At 76.1% G+C, this 19,735-nt stretch carries 16 protein-coding genes and 1 pseudogene; 8 read left to right on the plus strand and 9 right to left on the minus strand.

Annotated features, from left to right (window positions below):
* Positions 1 to 142: 142 nt before the first annotated feature.
* From FS882_RS07020 to FS882_RS07040, 6 genes and pseudogenes are all read left to right on the plus strand, one after another.
* A complete protein-coding gene (locus FS882_RS07020; RefSeq protein ID WP_316043624.1) occupies positions 143 to 1,204 on the plus strand; it encodes a glycosidase in 1,062 nt (353 codons plus the stop codon).
* Positions 1,201 to 2,502 carry a type I phosphomannose isomerase catalytic subunit gene (locus FS882_RS07025; protein WP_222848157.1) on the plus strand — a complete coding sequence of 434 codons (1,302 nt, stop codon included), beginning with the start codon at positions 1,201 to 1,203 and terminating at the stop codon, positions 2,500 to 2,502. Before FS882_RS07020 ends, FS882_RS07025 begins: the two co-directional genes overlap by 4 nt.
* Before the next feature lie 68 nt (positions 2,503 to 2,570).
* Positions 2,571 to 3,581, plus strand: a pseudogene (locus FS882_RS21595) (alpha-amylase family glycosyl hydrolase); the annotation flags it as partial.
* A gap of 624 nt (positions 3,582 to 4,205) precedes the next feature.
* Entirely contained in the window at positions 4,206 to 5,693 is a 1,488-nt protein-coding gene (locus FS882_RS21600; RefSeq protein WP_262348145.1) for a phosphomannomutase/phosphoglucomutase, read from the plus strand.
* Positions 5,690 to 5,896, plus strand: a complete 207-nt coding sequence (locus tag FS882_RS07035; protein ID WP_158372322.1) for a Trm112 family protein — start codon at positions 5,690 to 5,692, stop codon at positions 5,894 to 5,896. The genes FS882_RS21600 and FS882_RS07035 overlap by 4 nt, the downstream gene beginning before the upstream one ends.
* Positions 5,897 to 5,972: 76 nt before the next feature.
* Positions 5,973 to 6,896, plus strand: a complete 924-nt coding sequence (locus FS882_RS07040) for a cation diffusion facilitator family transporter (protein ID WP_158372324.1) — start codon at positions 5,973 to 5,975, stop codon at positions 6,894 to 6,896.
* A gap of 123 nt (positions 6,897 to 7,019) precedes the next feature.
* Here the strand turns inward: FS882_RS07040 and FS882_RS07045 are convergent, their stop codons facing one another.
* The 9 genes from FS882_RS07045 to FS882_RS07085 form a co-directional block, all read right to left on the minus strand.
* A complete protein-coding gene (locus FS882_RS07045) occupies positions 7,020 to 8,345 on the minus strand; it encodes an MFS transporter (protein ID WP_158372326.1) in 1,326 nt (441 codons plus the stop codon).
* Positions 8,342 to 9,889 (minus strand): allophanate hydrolase, encoded by a 1,548-nt coding sequence (locus tag FS882_RS07050; RefSeq protein ID WP_262348128.1) that lies wholly within the window; start codon positions 9,887 to 9,889, stop codon positions 8,342 to 8,344. The genes FS882_RS07045 and FS882_RS07050 overlap by 4 nt, the downstream gene beginning before the upstream one ends.
* The gene (locus tag FS882_RS07055) at positions 9,886 to 10,560 is read right to left on the minus strand and encodes an urea amidolyase associated protein UAAP2 (protein ID WP_158372328.1); all 675 of its coding nucleotides are present in this window, start codon (positions 10,558 to 10,560) and stop codon (positions 9,886 to 9,888) included. Before FS882_RS07055 ends, FS882_RS07050 begins: the two co-directional genes overlap by 4 nt.
* 2 nt (positions 10,561 to 10,562) lie before the next feature.
* Positions 10,563 to 11,399, minus strand: coding sequence for an urea amidolyase associated protein UAAP1 (locus FS882_RS07060; RefSeq protein ID WP_158372330.1), 837 nt, complete (start codon positions 11,397 to 11,399; stop codon positions 10,563 to 10,565).
* Between the two features lie 9 nt (positions 11,400 to 11,408).
* On the minus strand, positions 11,409 to 12,050 hold the full coding sequence (locus FS882_RS07065; protein ID WP_158372332.1) for a cysteine hydrolase family protein: 642 nt from the start codon (positions 12,048 to 12,050) through the stop codon (positions 11,409 to 11,411).
* A gap of 35 nt (positions 12,051 to 12,085) precedes the next feature.
* Positions 12,086 to 13,084, minus strand: coding sequence for an ABC transporter permease (locus tag FS882_RS07070; protein ID WP_158372334.1), 999 nt, complete (start codon positions 13,082 to 13,084; stop codon positions 12,086 to 12,088).
* 60 nt (positions 13,085 to 13,144) lie between these two features.
* Complete coding sequence (locus tag FS882_RS07075; RefSeq protein WP_158372336.1) at positions 13,145 to 14,029, minus strand: ABC transporter permease; 885 nt, start codon at positions 14,027 to 14,029, stop codon at positions 13,145 to 13,147.
* Positions 14,026 to 15,771: an ATP-binding cassette domain-containing protein gene (locus tag FS882_RS07080; RefSeq protein WP_158372338.1), complete on the minus strand. Its 1,746-nt coding sequence runs from the start codon at positions 15,769 to 15,771 to the stop codon at positions 14,026 to 14,028. Before FS882_RS07080 ends, FS882_RS07075 begins: the two co-directional genes overlap by 4 nt.
* 94 nt (positions 15,772 to 15,865) lie before the next feature.
* Positions 15,866 to 17,482, minus strand: coding sequence for an ABC transporter substrate-binding protein (locus FS882_RS07085; protein ID WP_158372340.1), 1,617 nt, complete (start codon positions 17,480 to 17,482; stop codon positions 15,866 to 15,868).
* 255 nt (positions 17,483 to 17,737) lie between these two features.
* Between FS882_RS07085 and FS882_RS07090 the strand changes: the two genes are divergently transcribed.
* Together FS882_RS07090 and FS882_RS07095 are read left to right on the plus strand one after the other, a co-directional pair.
* A complete protein-coding gene (locus FS882_RS07090; RefSeq protein ID WP_158372342.1) occupies positions 17,738 to 19,003 on the plus strand; it encodes a metal-dependent hydrolase family protein in 1,266 nt (421 codons plus the stop codon).
* Entirely contained in the window at positions 18,996 to 19,727 is a 732-nt protein-coding gene (locus FS882_RS07095) for a TetR/AcrR family transcriptional regulator (protein ID WP_187365180.1), read from the plus strand. The genes FS882_RS07090 and FS882_RS07095 overlap by 8 nt, the downstream gene beginning before the upstream one ends.
* The last annotated feature ends 8 nt before the right edge of the window (positions 19,728 to 19,735 follow it).

Raw genomic sequence — 19,735 nt, forward strand, 5'->3', positions numbered from 1 at the left:
ACACGTCCCCGCCCACCTCCGCACCGCCGACCCGACCTGCTCGCCCGACCCGCCCCGTCCGCCCGACCTGCCTCCCGGCCCTCCGCCGGGCCGACTCTCCTCAGCCGCACCCCGCCGACGCTTCCCGTCACCGAGGAGAACCGTGACCGACCCCGTCCCGTACGCGCTGACCCGACTGCGCACCCTCATGGCCCCCGACCCCGACGACCCGCACGAGGCCGAGGGCGTGCTGAACCCCGCCTCCGGGCGCGGTCCCGACGGCGAGCTGTACCTGCTGCCGAGGCTCGTCGCCGCGGGCAACGTCTCCCGGGTCGGCCTCGCCCGCGTGCTGGTCGCGGGCGGCGAGCCGGTGGGCGTCGAGCGGCAGGGGGTGGTGCTCGAGCCCAGGGAGCGCTGGGAGCGCGGCGCGCGGAACGCAGGCACGGAGGACCCCCGGTCCACCTGGCTGCCGGAGCTCGGGCTGCACGTCATGACCTACGTGGCCTACGGCCCGCTCGGCCCACGCACGGCGCTCGCGGTGTCCGACGACCTGCGGCGCTGGCGGCGGCTCGGGCCGCTGCTGTTCCGGTACGACCCCGGCCTCGACGTCGACCTCAACCTGTACCCGACGAAGGACGCCGTGCTGCTCCCCGAGGTCGTCCCGGGTCCCGGCGGGGAACCCTGCTACGCCCTGCTGCACCGCCCCACGTGGGACCTCGGGCTGGTCCGGCCCGGGGAGCGGGTGTGGCCGCCCGCCGCCGTCACCGATCCGCGGCCGTCGATCTGGATCTCGTACGCCCCGGCCGCCGCGGTGCACGCCGACGTGGCGGCGCTGGCGGTGCAGCACGGCGCGCGCGAGGTGGCGCGGCCGGAGCGGACCTGGGAGGAGCTGAAGATCGGTGCCGGACCTGCGCCGTTCCGGGTCCCCGAGGGCTGGCTGCTGCTGCACCACGGCGTGACGGGCGAGATCACCGACCCGTGGTCGACGGACAACGCGGTCCGGTACTGCGCCGGGGCCATGCTGCTCGACCCCGCGGACCCGTCGCGGGTCCTCGCGCGGTCGGACGAGCCGCTCCTGGAGCCCGAGACCGCCGACGAGCGGCACGGCACGGTGGCGGACGTGGTGTTCCCGACGGCCGTCGAGCAGATCGAGGGCCGGACCTTCGTGTTCTACGGCATGGCCGACGCCCGGATCGGCGTCGCCCGGCTCGACCGGAGGGCGTGACCGTGCTGCGCCTGGCCAACCCGGTCCGCCACTACGCGTGGGGGTCGACGCACGCCCTGCCCGACCTGCTGGGCACGGTGCCCGACGGCCGCCCGCAGGCGGAGCTGTGGGTGGGCGCCCACCCCGCCGCGCCGTCGACGGTCCCGGGCGCGGGCCGCGCCCTGGACGCCGAGGTCGCCGACCGGCCGGGCGCGGTGCTGGGTGACGCCGCCCGCCTGCGGTTCGGCGACCGCCTGCCGTACCTGACCAAGCTGCTCGCGGCGGCGCGCCCGCTCTCGCTCCAGGTCCATCCCGACGCGGCACGTGCCGCACGCCGGTACCGGGAGGAGGAGGCCGCCGGGCTGCCGGCCGGCACTCGCCGGTACCCGGACCCGTGGCACAAGCCCGAGCTGCTCGTCGCGCTCGCCCCGACCGTGGCGCTCGCGGGCCTGCGCGAGCCCCACGACGCGGCGGGTCTGCTCGAGGCGCTGGGGCCGCGGGCCGGGGCCGGGCTGCGGGACGTGCTCGACGCCCTGCGCGCGTCCGGGCCGGCGGAGGACCGGGTGCGGGCCGCGCTCGCGCACGTGCTCGCGCTCCCGGCGGCGACGGTGCGGGCGGTGACGGCGGCGGCCGCAGGGGCGGCGCACGGCGGCCCTGCGGCCCGTGCGGCGGCACCCGGCCCACCGGATCCGGCCGACCCCGCCCCCTCCATCCTCGGCGCCGACGACCCCGCCCCCGGAGACCCCGACACCGATCCGCACCGCCTCGCGCTCCGGCTCGCCACGCAGTACCCCGGCGACCCGGGCGTCGTCGCGTCCTACCTGCTGCACGCGGTCGCGCTCGCGCCCGGTGACGGCCTCGCGGTCGGGGCCGGCGTGCTGCACTGCTACGTCGCGGGCACGGCGCTCGAGGTGATGGCGGCGTCGGACAACGTCCTGCGCGCCGGCCTGACGGACAAGCTCGTCGACCCGGCCGAGCTGCTCGCCGTCGTCGACACCCGCCCCGTTGCACCGCGCGTGCTGCGGCCGCCGCCCGTCCTGCTCGCCGAGGGGCTGCAGCGGCGCGCGTACGCCGCCGACGCGGACGAGTTCGCGCTCGCGGTGCTCGACGTGGACGCGGACGAGCCCGCCGTGGTGCACGCCGGCGGGGGGCCGCGGACCGTCGTGGCGCTGTCGGGGGCGGTCGCGGTGGCGACCGCGCGCGGCCGGTGCGGCCTCGCCGCCGGGGAGGCGGTGCTCGTCCCGGACGCGGACGGCGCGGTCCTGCTGTCCGGCCGCGGCCGGGCGGCGCTCGTCTCGGTGCCGGGGGTGGACCGGTGACCTGGTGGCACGAGGCCGTCGTCTACCAGGTCTACCCGCGCTCGTTCGCGGACGGCGACGGGGACGGCGTGGGCGACCTGCGCGGGCTCACCGCCCGGCTCGACCACCTGGCGTGGCTCGGCGTCGGGGCGCTGTGGCTGTGCCCGGTCTACCCCTCGCCCCAGCGGGACCAGGGCTACGACGTCTCCGCGTACTGCGACGTCGACCCGGTGTTCGGCACGCTCGCCGACCTGGACGCCCTGGTCGAGGCCGCGCACGCGCGGGGGATCCGGGTCCTGCTCGACCTGGTCCTGCACCACACCTCCGACGCGCACCCGTGGCTGCGGGACGACCCCGAGCGCTACGTGTGGCGCCCGCCGCGGCCGGGACGGACCGGAGGCGAGCCCGGGGCGGAGCCGACGAACTGGGGCGCGGCGTTCGGCGGCTCGGCGTGGACCTGGGACCCCGGCCGGGGCGCCTACCGGCTCGGCTCGTTCTCGCCCTGGCAACCCGACCTCGACTGGTCACGGCCGGACGTGCGGTCCGCGCTCGCGGACGTCGTCCGGTTCTGGCGGGCGCGCGGCGTGGACGGGTTCCGCCTCGACGTCATCAACCTGGTCGACAAGCCGGCCGTGCTGCGTGACGGGCCGGTCGCCCCGGGCCGTCGGTACGCCGACGGGATCTCGCTCTGCGCCAACGGCCCCCGGCTCGTCGCCCACCTCCGGGAGCTGCGCGCCGCGGCGGGCGACGCGCTGCTGATCGGCGAGACCCCCGGCGTCGACCCCGCGCAGGCCACCCGGCTGACCCGGGACGGCGGGCTCGACCTCGTCCTGCAGTTCGAGCACGCCGAGCTCGACCGCGAGCCCGAGCGGTGGCGCCGGCGTCCCCTCGACCTGCGCGACCTCAAGGCCTGGGCGCGCCGCTGGCAGGGCGCCGAGGGAGGGTGGCCCGCGCTGTTCCTCGGCAGCCACGACCAGGCGCGCGTCGCGTCGCGCTACGGGGCGCCGGCCCCGTGGGTGGCCCGGTCGGCCGCGCTCTGGGCGGTGCTCCTGCACGCCCACCGGGGCACGCCCTTCCTCTACCAGGGGGACGAGATCGGGATGACGAACCGCCCGGTGGCCGGGCCGCAGGACCTGGTGGACGTCGAGGGGCGCGCCGTGCTCGCGGCCGCGGTCGCCGCGGGGGAGGACGAGGACGCGGTGCTCGACGGGCTGCGCGCGCTGGGGCGGGACAACGCCCGGGCGCCCGTGTCCTGGGACGCCACCGCGCACGGCGGCTTCACCGAGGGCACCCCCTGGATGGCGGCGCACCCCCACGCCGCCCACCGCAACGTCGCGGCGCAGCGCGACGACCCGGCGTCGGTGCTCGCCCTGCACCGCGACCTGGTGCGGCTGCGCCGGACGGAGCCCGCGCTCGCGGTGGGCGACAGCACCGTGCTGCTGCCGGACGACCCCCAGGTGTACGCGCTGCTGCGGCGGGCGGGCGACGCAGAGGTGCTCCTGGTCGCCAACGTGTCGTCGTCGCCGGCAGCCTGGCCGGCCGGTCTGGACGACAGCCGCTGGTCGAGGTCGACGCTGCTGCTCAGCAGTGCCCGCGTGCGGCCCGACGGACGCGAGGGTGGATCCGCGTCGGCGGAGGTCCCCGGCGTGCCCGCCGCCACCGGCCCGCTGGCGCCGTGGGAGGCCCGGCTGCTGCGCCGCGGCACCGCCTCAGGAAGGAGTCCGATGGGATACCGTGACGCCGTGCCTGAGACCTCCGCGCTCCCCGACCTGACCGGCCTGATCAAGGCGTACGACGTCCGGGGCACGGTCCCGGACCAGCTGAACGCCGACGTCGCCCGCGCGATCGGCGCGGCCTTCGCCGACGTCGTCGTGCTCCCCGAGGCCGCGGACGGTGCACGCCCGCGCGTCGTGATCGGCAACGACATGCGGCCGTCGGGTCCGGAGCTGGTCGGCGCGTTCGCGGAGGGCCTCGCGGCGCGGGGCGTGGACGTCATCACGATCGGGCTGTGCTCGACGGACGGGCTGTACTTCGCCTCGGGCAAGCTCGGCATCCCCGGCGCCATGTTCACCGCCAGCCACAACCCCGCGGAGTACAACGGCATCAAGCTCTGCCGCGCGGGCGCCCGCCCCGTCGGCCAGGACTCGGGCCTGTCCCGGGTGCGCGACCTCGCGTCGCAGTACCTGCGCGACGGCGTGCCGGCCCCGGCCGCTGGCGCCGCGACCGGCGAGGTCACCGAGCAGGACCTGCTGGGCGACTACGCCTCCTTCCTGCGCGGCCTGGTCGACCTGTCCGGCATCCGCCCGCTCAAGGTGGTCGTGGACGCCGGCAACGGCATGGGTGGCTTCACCGCGCCCGCCGTCCTCGGCACCGGCGCCGGCCTCCCGGAGCTGCCGCTCGAGGTCGTCCCGCTGTACTTCGAGCTCGACGGCACGTTCCCGAACCACGAGGCCAACCCGCTGGAGCCGGAGAACCTGCGCGACCTGCAGAAGGCGGTCGTGGAGCACGGCGCCGACATCGGCCTGGCGTTCGACGGCGACGCCGACCGCTGCTTCGTCGTCGACGAGAACGGCGACCCGGTGAGCCCGTCGGCCATCACGGCGCTGGTGGGCCTGCGTGAGATCGAGCGGGAGAAGGCCGAGGGTCGCACGCCGACGGTCATCCACAACCTCATCACCTCGATGGTCGTGCCGGACCTGGTGAACGCGGCCGGCGCCAAGGCGGTCCGCACCCGCGTGGGCCACTCGTTCATCAAGGCGCAGATGGCGGAGTCGGACGCGGTGTTCGGCGGTGAGCACTCGGCGCACTACTACTTCCGCGACTTCTTCTTCGCGGACACCGGCATGCTCGCGGCGCTGCACGTGCTCGCCGCGCTCGGCGGCCAGCCGCACCCGCTGTCGGCGCTCGCCGAGCAGTACCAGCCGTACGTCGCCTCCGGGGAGATCAACTCCCGCGTCGCCGACGTCGCCGCCGCCCGCGCGCGCGTCGTCGAGGCGTACGTCGAGCAGCAGGGTGCCGGCCCGGTGACGGTCGACGAGCTGGACGGGCTGACGGTCTCGCACTGGGACTCCCAGCCGCAGTGGTGGTTCAACCTGCGCGCGTCGAACACCGAGCCGCTGCTCCGCCTGAACGTCGAGGCCGCGGACGAGGACATCATGGAGAAGGTGCGCGACGACGTGCTCGCGCTGGTCCGCCAGGACGGCGCCGCGTGAGCGAGCACCCCGTCGGGACCACCGGCCTCGCCCCCTGGGTGCGGGACCTGCTGCGCTGCCCGGTGACCGGCGCGACCCTCGTGGACGGCGTCGGCCCGGGCGGGCAGCCCGAGCTGGTGTCGACGGACCCGGACCGCCCGCTCGCCTACCCGGTGCGCGACGGCATCCCCGTCCTCCTCGCCGACGAGGCCCGCCCGGTCTAGCATCACCGCTCGGGCCACCGCGCGGCGGCCTCGGGCGACCCCGGCCGCCCGCGCGCTGACCAGCGGAGGAACCGGCATGGCACACGGAGGCGGGAACAAGGCGATCATCGCCGCGCTGTCCGCGAACCTGGGCATCGCGGTGACGAAGTTCATCGCCTTCCTGCTCACGTCGTCCAGCTCGATGCTCGCCGAGTCGGTGCACTCGGTGGCCGACTCCGGCAACCAGCTGCTGCTGCTCGTCGGCGGCCGGCGGGCCCGGCGCGCGGCGGACGAGGAGCACCCGTTCGGCTACGGGCGCGAGCGGTACATGTACGCGTTCATCGTGGCCATCGTGCTGTTCAGCCTCGGTGGCCTGTTCGCGCTGTACGAGGCGTGGCACAAGTTCGCCGACCCGCACCCGATCGAGTCGTGGCAGTGGGTGCCGCTCGTCGTGCTGGTCGCGGCGATCGTCATGGAGGGCCTGTCCTTCCGCACCGCGATCGGCGAGGCGAACCACACCCGCGGCAAGCAGGGCTGGGTGTCCTACATCCGCACCGCCAAGGCGCCCGAGCTGCCGGTCGTGCTGCTGGAGGACTTCGGCGCGCTCATCGGCCTGGTGCTCGCGCTGTTCGGCGTATCCATGACGCTGGTGACGCACGACGGCCGCTGGGACGCGGTGGGGTCGGCCGCGATCGGCGTGCTGCTCGTGATCATCGCGATCGTGCTGGCCGTCGAGACCAAGAGCCTGCTGCTCGGGGAGTCCGCGAGCCGCAAGGACGTCGACGCCATCCGCGCCGCGCTGATCGGCCCCGGCGTCCCGTCCGTCATCCACCTGCGCACGCTGCACCTCGGGCCGGAGGAGCTGCTGGTCGCGGCGAAGATCGAGGTGCCGGCGGCGTCCACCGCAGGAGACGTCGCGGAGGCGATCGACGCGGCGGAGCAGCGGGTGCGGGCGGCGGTGCCGATCGCCCGGGTGATCTACCTGGAGCCGGACCTGCGCCACGCGATCTCCCCGGTCTGACCCGGGGGTCCGCCGGTCCGCCAGCCTGCGCGCTCTGCGGATGGATCCACTCGCACCCACACGCCCGGGCGTGTCCGTGCGAGTGGATCCATCCGGTGCGGGAGCGGACGGGCGCGCCGTGCGTCAGACGGCCGCGACCGCCGGGCGGCGGGACAGGACCGCGACCAGGACGACCGCCACGAGCATGACCGCCGCCGCCGCGGCGCCGAGCGCCGCGTAGCCCGGGCCGGCCACGACCCAGCCGCCCACCAGGGCCCCGAGTCCGGTGCCGAGCGAGATGATCGACGAGTTCAGCGCCACCACCAGCTGGCCGTGCCGGCCCGCGAGCGTGAGCAGCACGTTCTGCAGTGGCGAGTTCATCGCCCATGCGGCGAACCCCCAGAGCGCGAACACGGCCAGCGCGGTCCACGCGGTCGCCGTCGCGGGGGTGAGCAGGAGCAGCGCCACCACCGACGTCCCCAGCGCGAGCACGATGCTGCGCGCGGCGCCGAACCGGTCCGCGAGCCTGCCCCCCACGACGTTGCCCGCGACCCCGGCGACGCCGTACGCCAGCAGCACGGCGCTGAGCAGCGCGCCGGTCAGCCCGCCGAGGTCGGTGAGCAGCGGCGAGGAGTAGGTCTGCACCATGAGCGCCGACGCGGTCTCGAGCATCGACACCAGCAGGACGACGGCGACGAGCCCGGGCAGCGCGCCGGGCCGCGCGGCCTCCGTCGCGGCACCCGGCGCGCCGAGATCGGTGGTTCCCTCCGAGATCGGTGCCTCCACGGACCGATCTCGGCGCGAGACACCGATCTCGGCGGGTGCGGGTGCGGGGGTGGCCGGGGTCGGGGCCGGGGCACGCGGGACGCGGACCAGCGCCAGGACGCTCACCAGCGCCACCAGCGCGAGGGCGCCCACCAGTGCGTACACGCCGCGGTAGCCGAGCGCCGGGCCGAGCAGGTTGCCCGCCGGCGCCCCGAGGACGGTCGCCGTGGTCAGCCCGCCGAACACCGTCGCCACCGCCCGCCCGCGCCGCCCCGGCGGGGCCAGCCGCGCCGCCAGCACCGTGGCCGTCGGCGTGAACCCGCCGGCCGCGACCGCCGACAGCCCGCGCAGGACGGCGACCTGGTCGTAGGTGGTGGCGAACGCCGTGGCGCCGGTGGCCAGCGCGAACAGGCCCAGCGCCACGGCCATGAGCAGCCGGCGCGGCACGCGCCCGACGACCAGCGTGAGCAGCGGCGTGGACACGGCGTACGTGAAGCCGTAGACGCTGACCAGCGTGCCGACCTGGCTGACCGACACGTCGAGCTCCGCGGACACGCTCGGCACCAGCCCGGCCATCACGTACGAGCCGAAACCGATGGCGAACGTCCCGGTCGCCATCGGCCACAGCCGGGGTGGGCGCGCGGGACCCGGCGCGGGCGGGGCGACGGGTGGCGTGGCGGGCGGGGTGGCGGCGTCGAGCGTCACGCCGGCACCGGGTCCGCGACCCGGCCCGCGCCGGCCCGCACGGTGGCGGTCGTCGCCGACGCGGCCGACGCCCCCGCGGCCGGCGCCGCAGACGCCTCTGCCGACGCGGCCGGCGTCTCCGCGGAGACCGTCCCGGACGCCAGCGCCGACGCGGAGGCCGCGCCGTCGTCCGCCGCGGTGCCCGGCGCCCCGTCCAGCACCTCCCACGCCCGCGGCCCGGCGACCGCCAGCAGCCGTCCCGCGAGGTCGAGCGCGGCGCCGTCCGCGAACCCGCGGGTCAGCACCGAGACGCCGACCCGCTCGCCGGGCACCCCGGCGTCGACCGGCACGGCGACCGCCGCGTACCCGAACAGGTTGCAGAAGTTGGTGTACGTCCCGAGCCGGGAGTTGACCGCCACCGGCGCCGCGGCCACCTCGGCCAGCGTCGGGTGGTGCGTGGTCGTCGGCAGCAGCAGCGCGTCGGCGTCACCCAGCGCGGCCTCCGCGACGACGCGCAGCTCCGCGAGCGTGACGAGGTCCGCGGCGTACCGGTGCGCGGGGAGCGCGCCCGCGGCGCGGATGATGCCGGCCACCACCGGGTCCAGGCCCTCGGGCTCGGAGTCCACCAGCGCGCCGACGGCGGCGTACCGCTCGGCGACGAACGCCCCGTCGTACAGCAGCCGCGCGGCCTCGAGGAACGGCGTGAGGTCCACCTCGCGGAGCGTCCACCCGGCGCCGCGCAGCGCCGCGACGGTCGCGTCGAACGCCGACCGCCAGAGCGGGGCGAGCGCGTCGAGGTCCTCCGCCCCGGGCACGGCGAGCACCGGGGCGTCCGGTGCGGGCGCCGTGACGCCGACGGGCACGGGCCGCGCCGCCAGCGCGTCGACCCCGTCCGGCCCCGCCATCAGGCCGACCGCGAGGGCCGCCAGCGGCAGCGACCGCGCGAACACCCCCACGCAGTCGAGCGACCGGCACGCCGGCAGCACACCCGTGGTCGGCACCAGCCCGGGCGTCGGCTTGACCCCGACGACGCCCTGGAGCGCGGCGGGCACCCGGTTCGACCCGGCGGTGTCCGTGCCGAGCGCGAGGTCGACGATCCCGAGCGCGACCGCGACGGCGGACCCGGACGACGACCCGCCGGAGATCCGGTCGGGGTGCTCGGCGGACCGCACGGCGCCGTACGGGCTGCGGGTGCCGACGAGGCCGGTGGCGAACTGGTCGAGGTTCGTCTTGCCGAGCACCACGGCGCCGGCGGCCCGCAGCCGGGCGACCGCGGTGGCGTCGGCGGTCGCGGTCCACGCGACGCCGGGGCAGCCGGCGGTGGTCGGCAGCCCCGCGACGTCGATGTTGTCCTTGACCGCCACCAGGCGGCCGAGCAGCGGCAGGTCCGCGCCCGCCGCCGCCCGCGCGGCCTGCCCGCGCACGTCCGCCTCGACGTCGGACCGGGCCCGCAGGTGGATCCAGACCTCGGGCCGGTCGACCTCGGCGATCCGGGTGTAGGCGCGGTCGACCGCGGCGAGCCCGTCCGCCGCGGCGAGCCCGTCGACCCCGGCGCGCACGCTCACGCCGCCCCCTCCGTCACGATCATCCGCACCGGGGTCGGGTCGAACCCGTTGCACGGGTTGTTGATCTGCGGGCAGTTCGACACCAGCACCAGCACGTCGCGCTCGGCGCGCAGCGTCAGCGACAGCCCGGGGGAGGAGATGCCGTCGACGATGCCCAGCGCGCCGTCCGCCTCGACCGGCACGTTCATGTACCAGTTGATGTTCGACACCAGGTCGCGCTTGCCGAGCCCCCGGCGGGCGCCCTCGGCGAGGAAGTTCTCGACGCAGGCGTGCTGGTGCACGGTGTGGTGGCCGTACCGCAGGGAGTTCGACTCCTTGGAGCAGGCGCCGCCGATGGTGTCGTGCCGGCCGACCTCGTCGTGCACGAGGGTCATCAGCGCGTCGCCGGTGCCGGCCCGCAGCACCGAGCCCTGCACCAGGTAGACGTTGCGCTGGGCGGCGATGGTGTCGGACGCGGAGTACCGGACGGACGTGTCGTGCGCGTCGTAGAGCAGGCAGTCGACGGCCTGGTTGCCCTCCAGGTCGACGATGGTGAGCTCCTGGCCGGCGCGGACGACGGTCGACCACGCGGACCGCCGCGGGACCACCTCGTCGAGCACGACGGTGGCACCGGCGAGTCGCGCGGGCAGCGCGTCCGTCGACGGGGCGGGGGCGGTGGGTGCAGCGGTCATGGTCACAGTCCCCTCGCGCGGGCGTAGTCGATGGTGTTGGCGTAGGCGCGCTCCGCCTCCGGGCCGGCTGTGGCCTCCGGGGCGTCGAGACCGGCGGGCGCCCCGCGCCAGGCGCGGACCCGCAGCGGCGTCGACACGTACTCGGCTCGCGGGTCGACGGGGTGCGGCACGTTCGCGAGCAGCACGACGCACGGCAGCTCCAGCCGCAGCCGGACCCGCGCCCCCGCGCCCGCCGAGCCGGTGAACTCCGTCATGCCGTCGGGGGCGACCTGCACGCCCTGGAAGAACGACAGGCTCGGCGGCACGTCGCGCGCGTCCAGCCCGTTCTTCAGAGCGGCGAGCAGCAGCAGCTCGCGGCCGGCGGGGGTGCCGCCCTGCGGGGACCCGTCGCCGTACCGGGCCTCGTTCGCGGCCTTCGACGACGTGCCGGCGAACGTGTCGTGCCGGCCCGAGGTGTCCTCGACGACGGTCGCGAGCACCCGGCCGCGGTCGGACAGCAGCATCGAGCCGGCGCCGAGGTAGGCCTGCCACTGGATCTTGACGGTGTCGGCGACGTTCAGCCGCTCGTCGACCTGCGCCGCGTTGATGAGCACCAGGTGGGCGCACGCGTCGCCCTCCAGGTCGGTCAGCTCCAGGACGGAGCCCCGGGCGAGCACGACGGTGGTGTAGTTCCCGCCGGCGACGGTCTCGGCGTGCAGCCGGTCCTCGGGCGCGACCTCGGCGGGCCAGTCGGCGGCGGTGGCCGCCGGGACGGTCGGCATCGTGCCGACGACCGTGCCGCCCTGGGCGCGCGCGTGGTCGCGGGCCCCCAGCGGCGAGGCGGTGGAGATGCTGGTCATCGGGCCTCCTCAGACGGCCTGGGCGGTGGTGGCGAGCGCGCGCTGCACCTCGGGGTTCGGCTCCGCGGTGGCGAGCCACTGCTGCACGTCCTCGGCGGTGACCAGCGCGTCGCGCTGCAGGTAGCCGATGGCGCGCAGGGCGGCGTCGTGCGCCTCCTGCGTCGAGCCGCCGACCGCGTCGGTGACGACCCGCACCCGGTAGTCGTGCTGGTGCGCGTCGACCGCGGTGTAGTGGATGCACACGTCGGTCAGGCCGCCGATGAGGATCACGGTGTCGGCCCGGTACGCCTTGAGCACGATCTCCAGCTCGGTGCCGAAGAACGCGGAGTAGCGGCGCTTGCGGATCAGGAACTCGTCCGGCCGCGGGTCCAGGCCCTGCGCGAGCTCCGTCTCCGGCCAGCCCTCGACGCAGTGCGGGCCCTCGGCGCCGTCCAGCTCGCGGCCGATGTCGATCAGCGAGGGCTTGTGCACCTCCTGGATCCACACGACCGGGATGCCCTGCTCGCGGCAGGTGGCGATCATCGTCCGGACCCGCGGCGCCCGCTCGGTGCGGCCGGGCATGTACGGGATCTCGGTGCGGGACTCGGCGCGCTCGACGTCGCCGCCCTGGATGTCGACGACGATGAGCACGGCGTTGCCGGTGACGTTCATGAGGTGGTTCCTTCCGGGGGGTGGTGCGACCGCGCTCAGGCGAGGGCGATGCGGCGGTCGGCGGCGGCCTGGAGCACGTCGACGACGGTGTTGAGCAGGACGTAGACGACGCCGAGCAGCAGGGCGACGCCCGCGATGGCGGGGAAGTCGGAGGCCGCGACGGACTTGTCGAGGTAGGAGCCGACGCCGGGCCAGTCGAAGATCTTCTCGACGACCACCAGGCCGGCCAGGAGCATGCCCGCCTGGATGCCGACCATCGACAGCGTCGGGCCGAGCGAGTTCCGGACGGCGTGCCGCACGAGGATCTGCCGCTCGCCCATGCCGGCGGCGCGGGCGGTGCGGGCGTGGTCGGCGGCCATGTTGGCCTTGAGCCCGTCGACCAGCACCCGGCCGATCGCGACGGCGGGGGAGATGGCGGCGCACAGCGCGGGCAGCGCGAGGTGCGTGACGGCGTCGCCGGCGACGTCGAACCGGCCGGCGAGCAGCCCGTCGAGCACCAGGAACCCGGTCGGCCCGGCGGGGGCGTCCCGCAGCCCCGTGCGGCCGCCCGACGGCAGCCAGCCGAGGTTCCCGTAGAACACCAGCAGCGCGACCATGCCGAGCAGGAAGGTCGGGGCGGCGGCGCCGCTCAGCAGCACGACCCGGACCACCCCGGCGCCGCGCCACCGCAGCGTCGTGAGGGCCGCGAAGGCCACGCCCAGGACCAGCGCGATGCCGAGCACCCACGCCGCGAGCTCGAGGCTGGCCGGCAGCACCTGGGCCAGGTTGTCGGCGACCGGGGTGCGGCTGCGCAGCGAGTTCTGCAGGTCGCCGTGCAGCAGGCCGTCGAGGTACGTGAGGTAGCGCTGCACCAGGGGCTCGTCGAGGCCGAGGCGCTCGCGGGCGGCGGCCACCGCGTCGGCGGACGCATTCGCGCCCACGTACGCCTTGGCCGGGTCGACGCCGCTGACCTCCTGGAGGCCGAACAGCGCCATGGTGAGCGCGAGCAGCACGCCGATCGTGGCGGCGACGCGCTTGACCAGGAACATCACCATGCGAGGGCCTCCTGACGGGTGCGGCGGGGACGGGACGGGCGGGCGTCGGGGCGGCGCACCTCAGCGCCCCCGCATCAGGTCGCGGACGCCGTCGCCGGCGAGGTTGGCCGCCAGCGCGATCACCAGGACCGCGAGGCCCGGGAAGATCGGCACCCACCACGCCTGCAGCAGGTACGCCATGCCCTGGGCGGCCATCGCGCCGAGCTCCGGGGCGGGCGCCGGCGAGGACAGCCCGATGAACGACAGGCCCGACAGCGCGACCACCAGCCCGCCGACGTCGAGGCTCGCGGCGACGACGATCGTCGAGCGCACCCCCGGCAGCAGGTGCCGGGTGACCCGGGTGCCCCACGGGGTGCCGGCGAGCCGCGCGGCCTCCAGGTGCGGCCGGGCGGCCCACGCGCGGACCTCGCCGCGGACCAGCCGCGCGTACAGCGGCCACCAGACGACGGCGACGCCGACCAGCGCCGAGGTGAACGACGCGCCGAGCGCCGCGGCGACCGCCATCGCGATGACCAGGCCGGGCAGCGCCAGGAACAGGTCGGTGGTGCGCATCAGCAGCGCGTCGACCCAGCCGGGCAGCGCTCCGGCCAGCAGGCCGACCAGCCCGCCGACGAGCACGCCGGACGCGATCACGATCACCGCGGCGACCAGGCTGGACCGCATGCCGAACAGCAGGCGGGACAGGATGTCGTAGCCCAGCGCGTCGGTGCCGAGCAGGTGCTCGGGGCTCAGCGGCGGCAGGAACGCCTCGCCGCTGCGCAGGACCGGCGAGTGCGGCGCGAGCACCGGGGCGGCGAGCGCGACGGCCACGATCAGCGCGAGCGCGCCGATGGCGACCAGGTCGACGCCGAGGGCGCGGTGCCGGACGGCGGTGACGCGGGCCCAGCGGCGGGCCGCGCGGGTGGTGGCGCCGCCGGGGGAGACGGCGAGGTCGGCGGTGGTCATCGAGCGGCTCCCGTGGTGGTGGCGAGGCGGTCGCGACGGTGCTGCGGGCCGGGGATCGCGCCGAGCAGCGTGCGGGTGTACTCGTGCTGCGGGCGCTCGCAGACGTCGTCGGTGGCGCCGATCTCGACGATCCGGCCCTCGCGCATCACGGCGACCCGGTCGGCGACGATCCGTGCGGCCGCGAGGTCGTGCGTCACGAACAGCACGGACATCCCGAGCTCGCGGCGCAGCCGGCCGATCAGGTTGAGCACGGTGGCTGCGAGCGACACGTCCAGCGCGCTCGTCGGCTCGTCGCACAGCAGGACGGTCGGCGGCACGATCACCGCGCGGGCGAGCGCGACGCGCTGCCGCTGGCCGCCGGACAGCTGGTCGCCGCGGGCCCGCGCCGTCTCCGGCGGCAGGCCGACCGTGCGCAGGGCGTCGAGCACCCGGTCGGTGCGCTCCGACCGGGACATGCCCGTGACGTGCGCCTGCAGCCGCTCGTCGAGCATCGTGCCGACCCGGAGCCACGGCGTCAGCGACGACCCGGCGTCCTGGAACACCATCTGCGGGGCGGCGCCCGCGGCCACGGTCACCTCGCCGGCGGTGGTGGTCTCGAGACCGGCGACCACACGCAGCAGCGTCGACTTGCCGCAGCCGGACTCGCCGACCAGGGCGACGGCCTCGCCGGCGCGGACCTCGAGGTCGACGCCGCGCAGCGCGGGCAGCTCGCGGCGCTTCCACGGCGGGCCGCTGCGGAACACCCGGTGCGCGTCGCGGACGGTGACCGCGGTGCCGTCGCGCAGGACCACCGGGGGCCACACGGCGGGGAGCTCGGGGGCGGGGGCGCCGGGGGCGAGGTCGAGGACCCCGTCGGCACCGACGGCGACGTCGTCGTCCGCGGGGGCCGGGGCGGGGGTGGAGGGCGCGGGCGTGGCCGCGCCCGCAGCGGCCACCGGCATCGCCGCCAGCGGCCGGTCCCGCGGGGTCCGCAGGTCGATCCGCGACCGCAGCAGGTTCTTCGTGTACGCGTGCGTCGGGTTGCCGAACACCTCGTCCACCCCGGCGGACTCGACGATCCGGCCCTGCTGCATCACGGCGATCCGGTCGCACACCTGCGCCGCGACGCCGAGGTCGTGGGTGACGAACACGATCGAGCAGCCGATGTCCTCGCGCAGCGTCAGCAGCAGCTCGAGGATCTGCGCCTGCACCGTGACGTCGAGGGCGGTGGTCGGCTCGTCGGCGAGGATCAGGGACGGGCGGCGCGCGACGGCGAGCGCGATCATCACGCGCTGGCGCAGGCCGCCGGACAGCTGGTGCGGGTAGGCCTTCAGCCGGTCCGCGGCGCGGGGGATGCCGACGTCCTCCAGCAGGGACAGCGCGTGGGCCCGGTCGCGGGTGACCTCGCCGAGCTGGCGCCCGATGGTCATCGTCGGGTCGAGCGACGTCATCGGGTCCTGGAACACCGCGCCGACGTGCTGCCGGCGGGCGGCGCGCCGGGCCGCGTCGGGGGCGCCGATCATGTCGGTGCCGGCCAGGTCGACGACCCCGGAGACGACGGGCCGGGCGGAGGGGGGCAGCAGGCCCATGACCGACAGGCCGAGGATGCTCTTGCCGGAGCCGGACCCGCCGACCAGGCCGACGACCTCGCCGCGCTCGACGGTCAGGTCGACGCCGCGGACCGCGTGCACGGTCTCGCCGTCGCGGGTCAGCCGGACGTCGAGGCCGTCGACGCGCAGCACGGGGCTCTCGGCAACAGGCATGGCGGTCTCCTTGGGAGGGCGGACGAGGGGTGGACCCCGGGGCGGGGCCGGTCAGGGGTCGCGACCCCGCCCCGGGGTCGGGGGTGGCGCGGGGTCAGCCCCGGCCGAGCGCCGCGAAGTGCAGCACGTCGTACTCGAGGACGTTCTGCGCCTCGGTCGTGCCGGTGACGTCCGGCGTGGTCAGCAGGGTGGTGTTGAGCGACCCGATCGAGTACCAGTAGCGCGTGGCGTTGATCGCCTCGGCGACGGGGGCGTACGCCGCGACGTCCTCGCTGGCGCGGGCGGTGTCGAGCAGGTCGGTCAGGCCCGGCACCTCGGCGCCGAACAGGTCCAGGCCGCCGGCCGGGGTGTAGATGATGCTCGCCCAGGCGTCCGGGTGGCCGGCGTCGGGGAACACGGAGAACACGGCGAGGTCGGGGCCGTCGGCGCCCTCGTCGGCGATGCCGTAGATGGTGCCGGCCGAGTAGGCGACGGCCTCGGCCGGGATGCCGGCGGTGCTCAGCCGCGAGCCGAGCTCCTCGGCGACGGCCTTGCCGTCCGCGCTGGACCCGGCGTACGCGATGCGCACCGTGCCGGAGTCCGGCGTGCCGAGGGCGTCCCAGGCGCCCTCGTCGTAGGCGATGCCCTGGTCGTCGATGCTCGCGTCGACCATGCCCTGCGGGAACAGCTGGTCGGTCGGCACCTCCAGGCTGCCCATCGCCTCGTCGATGATCGACTCCTTGTCGATCCCCGCGAACAGCGCCTCGCGGTCCGCCACGTCCGCGAGCCAGGCCGAGCCCGGGTTCACGTAGATCATCTGCGTCGTGAAGTTCGCGAAGGTCGACGTCGTGACGTCCTCGCTGCCCTCGAACGACTCGAACGAGGTCTTGTTGAGGTTGCCGAGGATCGCGTCGATCTCGCCGCGCTCGAGCTGCAGCTGCGCCGACGAGGCGTTCTCGGCGACCTGGATCTCGATGGACGTCAGCTCCGGGGCGTCGCCCCAGTAGCCGTCGTAGGCGGTGAGCTCGTACCGCTCGCCCGTCTCGACCGCGGTCAGCTCGTACGGGCCGGTGCCGGCGTCGTGCGTCGTCAGGTAGGTCTGGGCGAAGTCGTCGCCCGCCTCGTCCGCGAGCACGGCCGGGCTGATCAGCTTCACGCCGAACGGCGAGGCGAGGTAGTCGAGGAAGGCGGCGTTCGGGGCGGCCAGCGTGACGACGGCGGTGAGGTCGTCCGGGGTCTCGACGGACACGACGTCGCCCACCATGTACGCCGGGCCGGCGTCGACCTGGGTGCGCCGCTCGAACGACGCCTTCACCGCCTCGGAGGTCAGCTCGGTGCCGTCGTGGAACGTGACGCCCGGCCGCAGCGTGAACGTGTAGGTGAGGCCGTCGTCCGAGACGGTCCACTCCTCGGCGAGCTCCGGGACGATCGTCGGCTCCTCGACGCCGTCCTGGTAGGCCACCAGGCCCTCGTACGTGTTCTCGATGATGTTGAGGCCCGGGCCGTCGTAGTTGACGTCCGGGTCCGGCGGCGTGGTGTACCCGGTGAGCATCACGGCGGTGAAGGTGTCGTCGCCGCCGGCGGTGCTGCCGCCCACGGTGCCGCTCTGGCCGCACGCGGTGAGGGCCAGCAGCCCGGCGACGGCGGCGGCCGCGGCGGCCGTGCGGGTGCGGGTGGCGGTGCGGGGGCGGCGGGCGGACCGCGTGGTGGCGCGGGCGGTGCTCGGGCTCATGCTCGGTGCCTCTCGGTCGGGGGTGCGTCGACGGGTGCGGGAGGAGGGGGCCGCGACGCCGAGGGGAGGGGAGGTGCGGGGGAGGGGCGGACCCTGCGATCCGCGCCGTGGTGCGGCCGACGCATTTCCTGTCGGTGACCGGAAAAGTAGACCCGGGGCGTTGCCTCCGGGTTGCCGCGTGTTGCGGGGACGTAAAATCTATCGGCGACAGGTAATGGGCTAGCCTGGCCGCTCCCGACCCCGAGGAGCCCGCCCGTGACCGACCTGCTGCTGCGCGACGTGCGCCTGATCGACGGCACCGGCGCCGACCCGCGCCCGGGCACGGACGTGCTGGTCTCGGACGGCCTGATCGCCGCCGTCGGGCCCACCGGGACCGTGGTGCCCGGCGCGGCGACGGCCGACCCGGCGCGCCTCACCGTCCTCGACGGGGCCGGCCGCACGCTGCTGCCGGGGTTCCTCGACTGCCACGTGCACGTCAGCACGTCGCCCGGCGGCGACACCCTCGGCACCGTCCTGGCGCCGGAGTCGCTGCTCACCCTGCGGTCCGTCCCGCACTTGTCCGCGACCCTCGACGCCGGGGTGACGACCGCCCGCGACCTGGCCGGGGCGGACTCCGGGTTCCGGGACGCGCTGGAGCAGGGGCTGGTGCGGGGTCCGCGGCTCCAGGTCGCCATCCGGATCCTGTCGATCACCGGCGGGCACGGCGACTGGCGCACGATCGAGGGGGTGGCGCTGGACACGGGTCCCGGCGCGGGGGCGGTGGCCGACTCGCCGGCGGAGTTCGTGCGCGCGGTCCGCGAGGTGCTGCGGCAGGGCGCCGACTGGGTCAAGGTCGCCGCCACCGGTGGGATGGGCAGCCCGCGCAGCCACCCGGAGTCCGGCGGCCTGTCCGAGCCCGAGCTCCGCGCCGTCGTCGAGGAGGCCGACCGGCACGGCGGCGTCGGGGTCGCCGCGCACGCGCAGGGCGCCGCGGGCATCGCCGCCGCGGTCCGGGCCGGCGTGCGCAGCGTCGAGCACGGCTACCTCGTCGACGACGCCACGATCGACCTGATGGGGGAGCGCGGCACCTGGCTCGTGCCGACGCTGTCCACGCTGACCCGGCCCGTGGCGGACGGGGTCGCGCCGTGGGTCGCCGCCAAGCGCCGCGCCCTGAAGGACACCGCGCGGGAGCGGCTGCACGCGGCGATCTCGGCCGGCGTGCCGGTCGCGCTCGGCACCGACGCCGGGATCGCCCCGCACGGCACGAACCTCACCGAGCTGGCGCTGCTGGTCGAGCACGGGCTGTCGCCCGCCGCCGCGCTCGTCGCGGGGACCTCCGGGGCGGCGCGGATGCTCGGGATCGCGGACCAGGTGGGCACGGTGGCGCCGGGGCTGCGCGCCGACCTGGCGCTCACCGACGTCGACCCGCTCACCAGCATCGACGCGCTCGCCGACCCCCGTCGGGTGCGGGTCGTGGTGCAGGATGGGCGGGTCGTCAAGGACGCCCGCGCCGACGACGGGAGGACGGTGGACCGTGGCTGAGCAGGCCGAGGCCGCGCCGCGCCGCCGGGGCCGGCCGCGGTCGGCCCCGCGCGCGAACTCCGCGCTGAGCACCCGCGAGGAGATCCTGGCGGCCGCCGCGTCGCTGTTCGGCTCGCAGGGGTACACCGAGACCACGACCCGGCAGATCGCCGACGCCGTCGGCATCAAGCAGGCGTCGCTGTACTACCACTTCGCCGACAAGAGCCAGATCCTGCGCTCGCTGCTCAAGGGCACCGTCGCGCCGTCGGTCCAGTTCGCGGACTGGCTGCGCACGGCCGGACCCGAGGGCGGTCCCGTCGACCCGACCGTCGCGCTGGCCGCCCTCGCGCGCTACGACCTCGACGGCCTGCTGCGCGACCGGTGGAACCTGCACGTCGTCTACCGGCTGCTCGACATCGCCGAGACCGAGTTCGCCGAGACCCGGGAGAGCCAGGTCGCGCTGCGCGGGCACTACCGCGCGCTGTCCGTGGCGGTGCTGGAGCAGCAGGGCGTCGATGCGGCGGCGCTGCCGGAGACGGACCTGGAGCTGGCGTTCGGGCTGGTCGAGGGCATCATCAGCCAGCGGCAGTGGGGCGACGACGGCACCCGCGCGGCGTACGCCGAGGCGGTCGTGCGCGGCTGCCTGCGCCTGGTGCACGTCCCGGAGCCGGAGATCGCCGGCGCGGTCGCCGCGGGCGAGGCCCTGGCGGCCCGCTTCCGCGCCGAGGTCCCCCAACCGGACTGACCCCTCTC

The sequence above is a fragment of the Cellulosimicrobium cellulans genome (assembly GCF_007679345.1).
GTDB lineage: Bacteria > Actinomycetota > Actinomycetes > Actinomycetales > Cellulomonadaceae > Cellulomonas > Cellulomonas cellulans_A.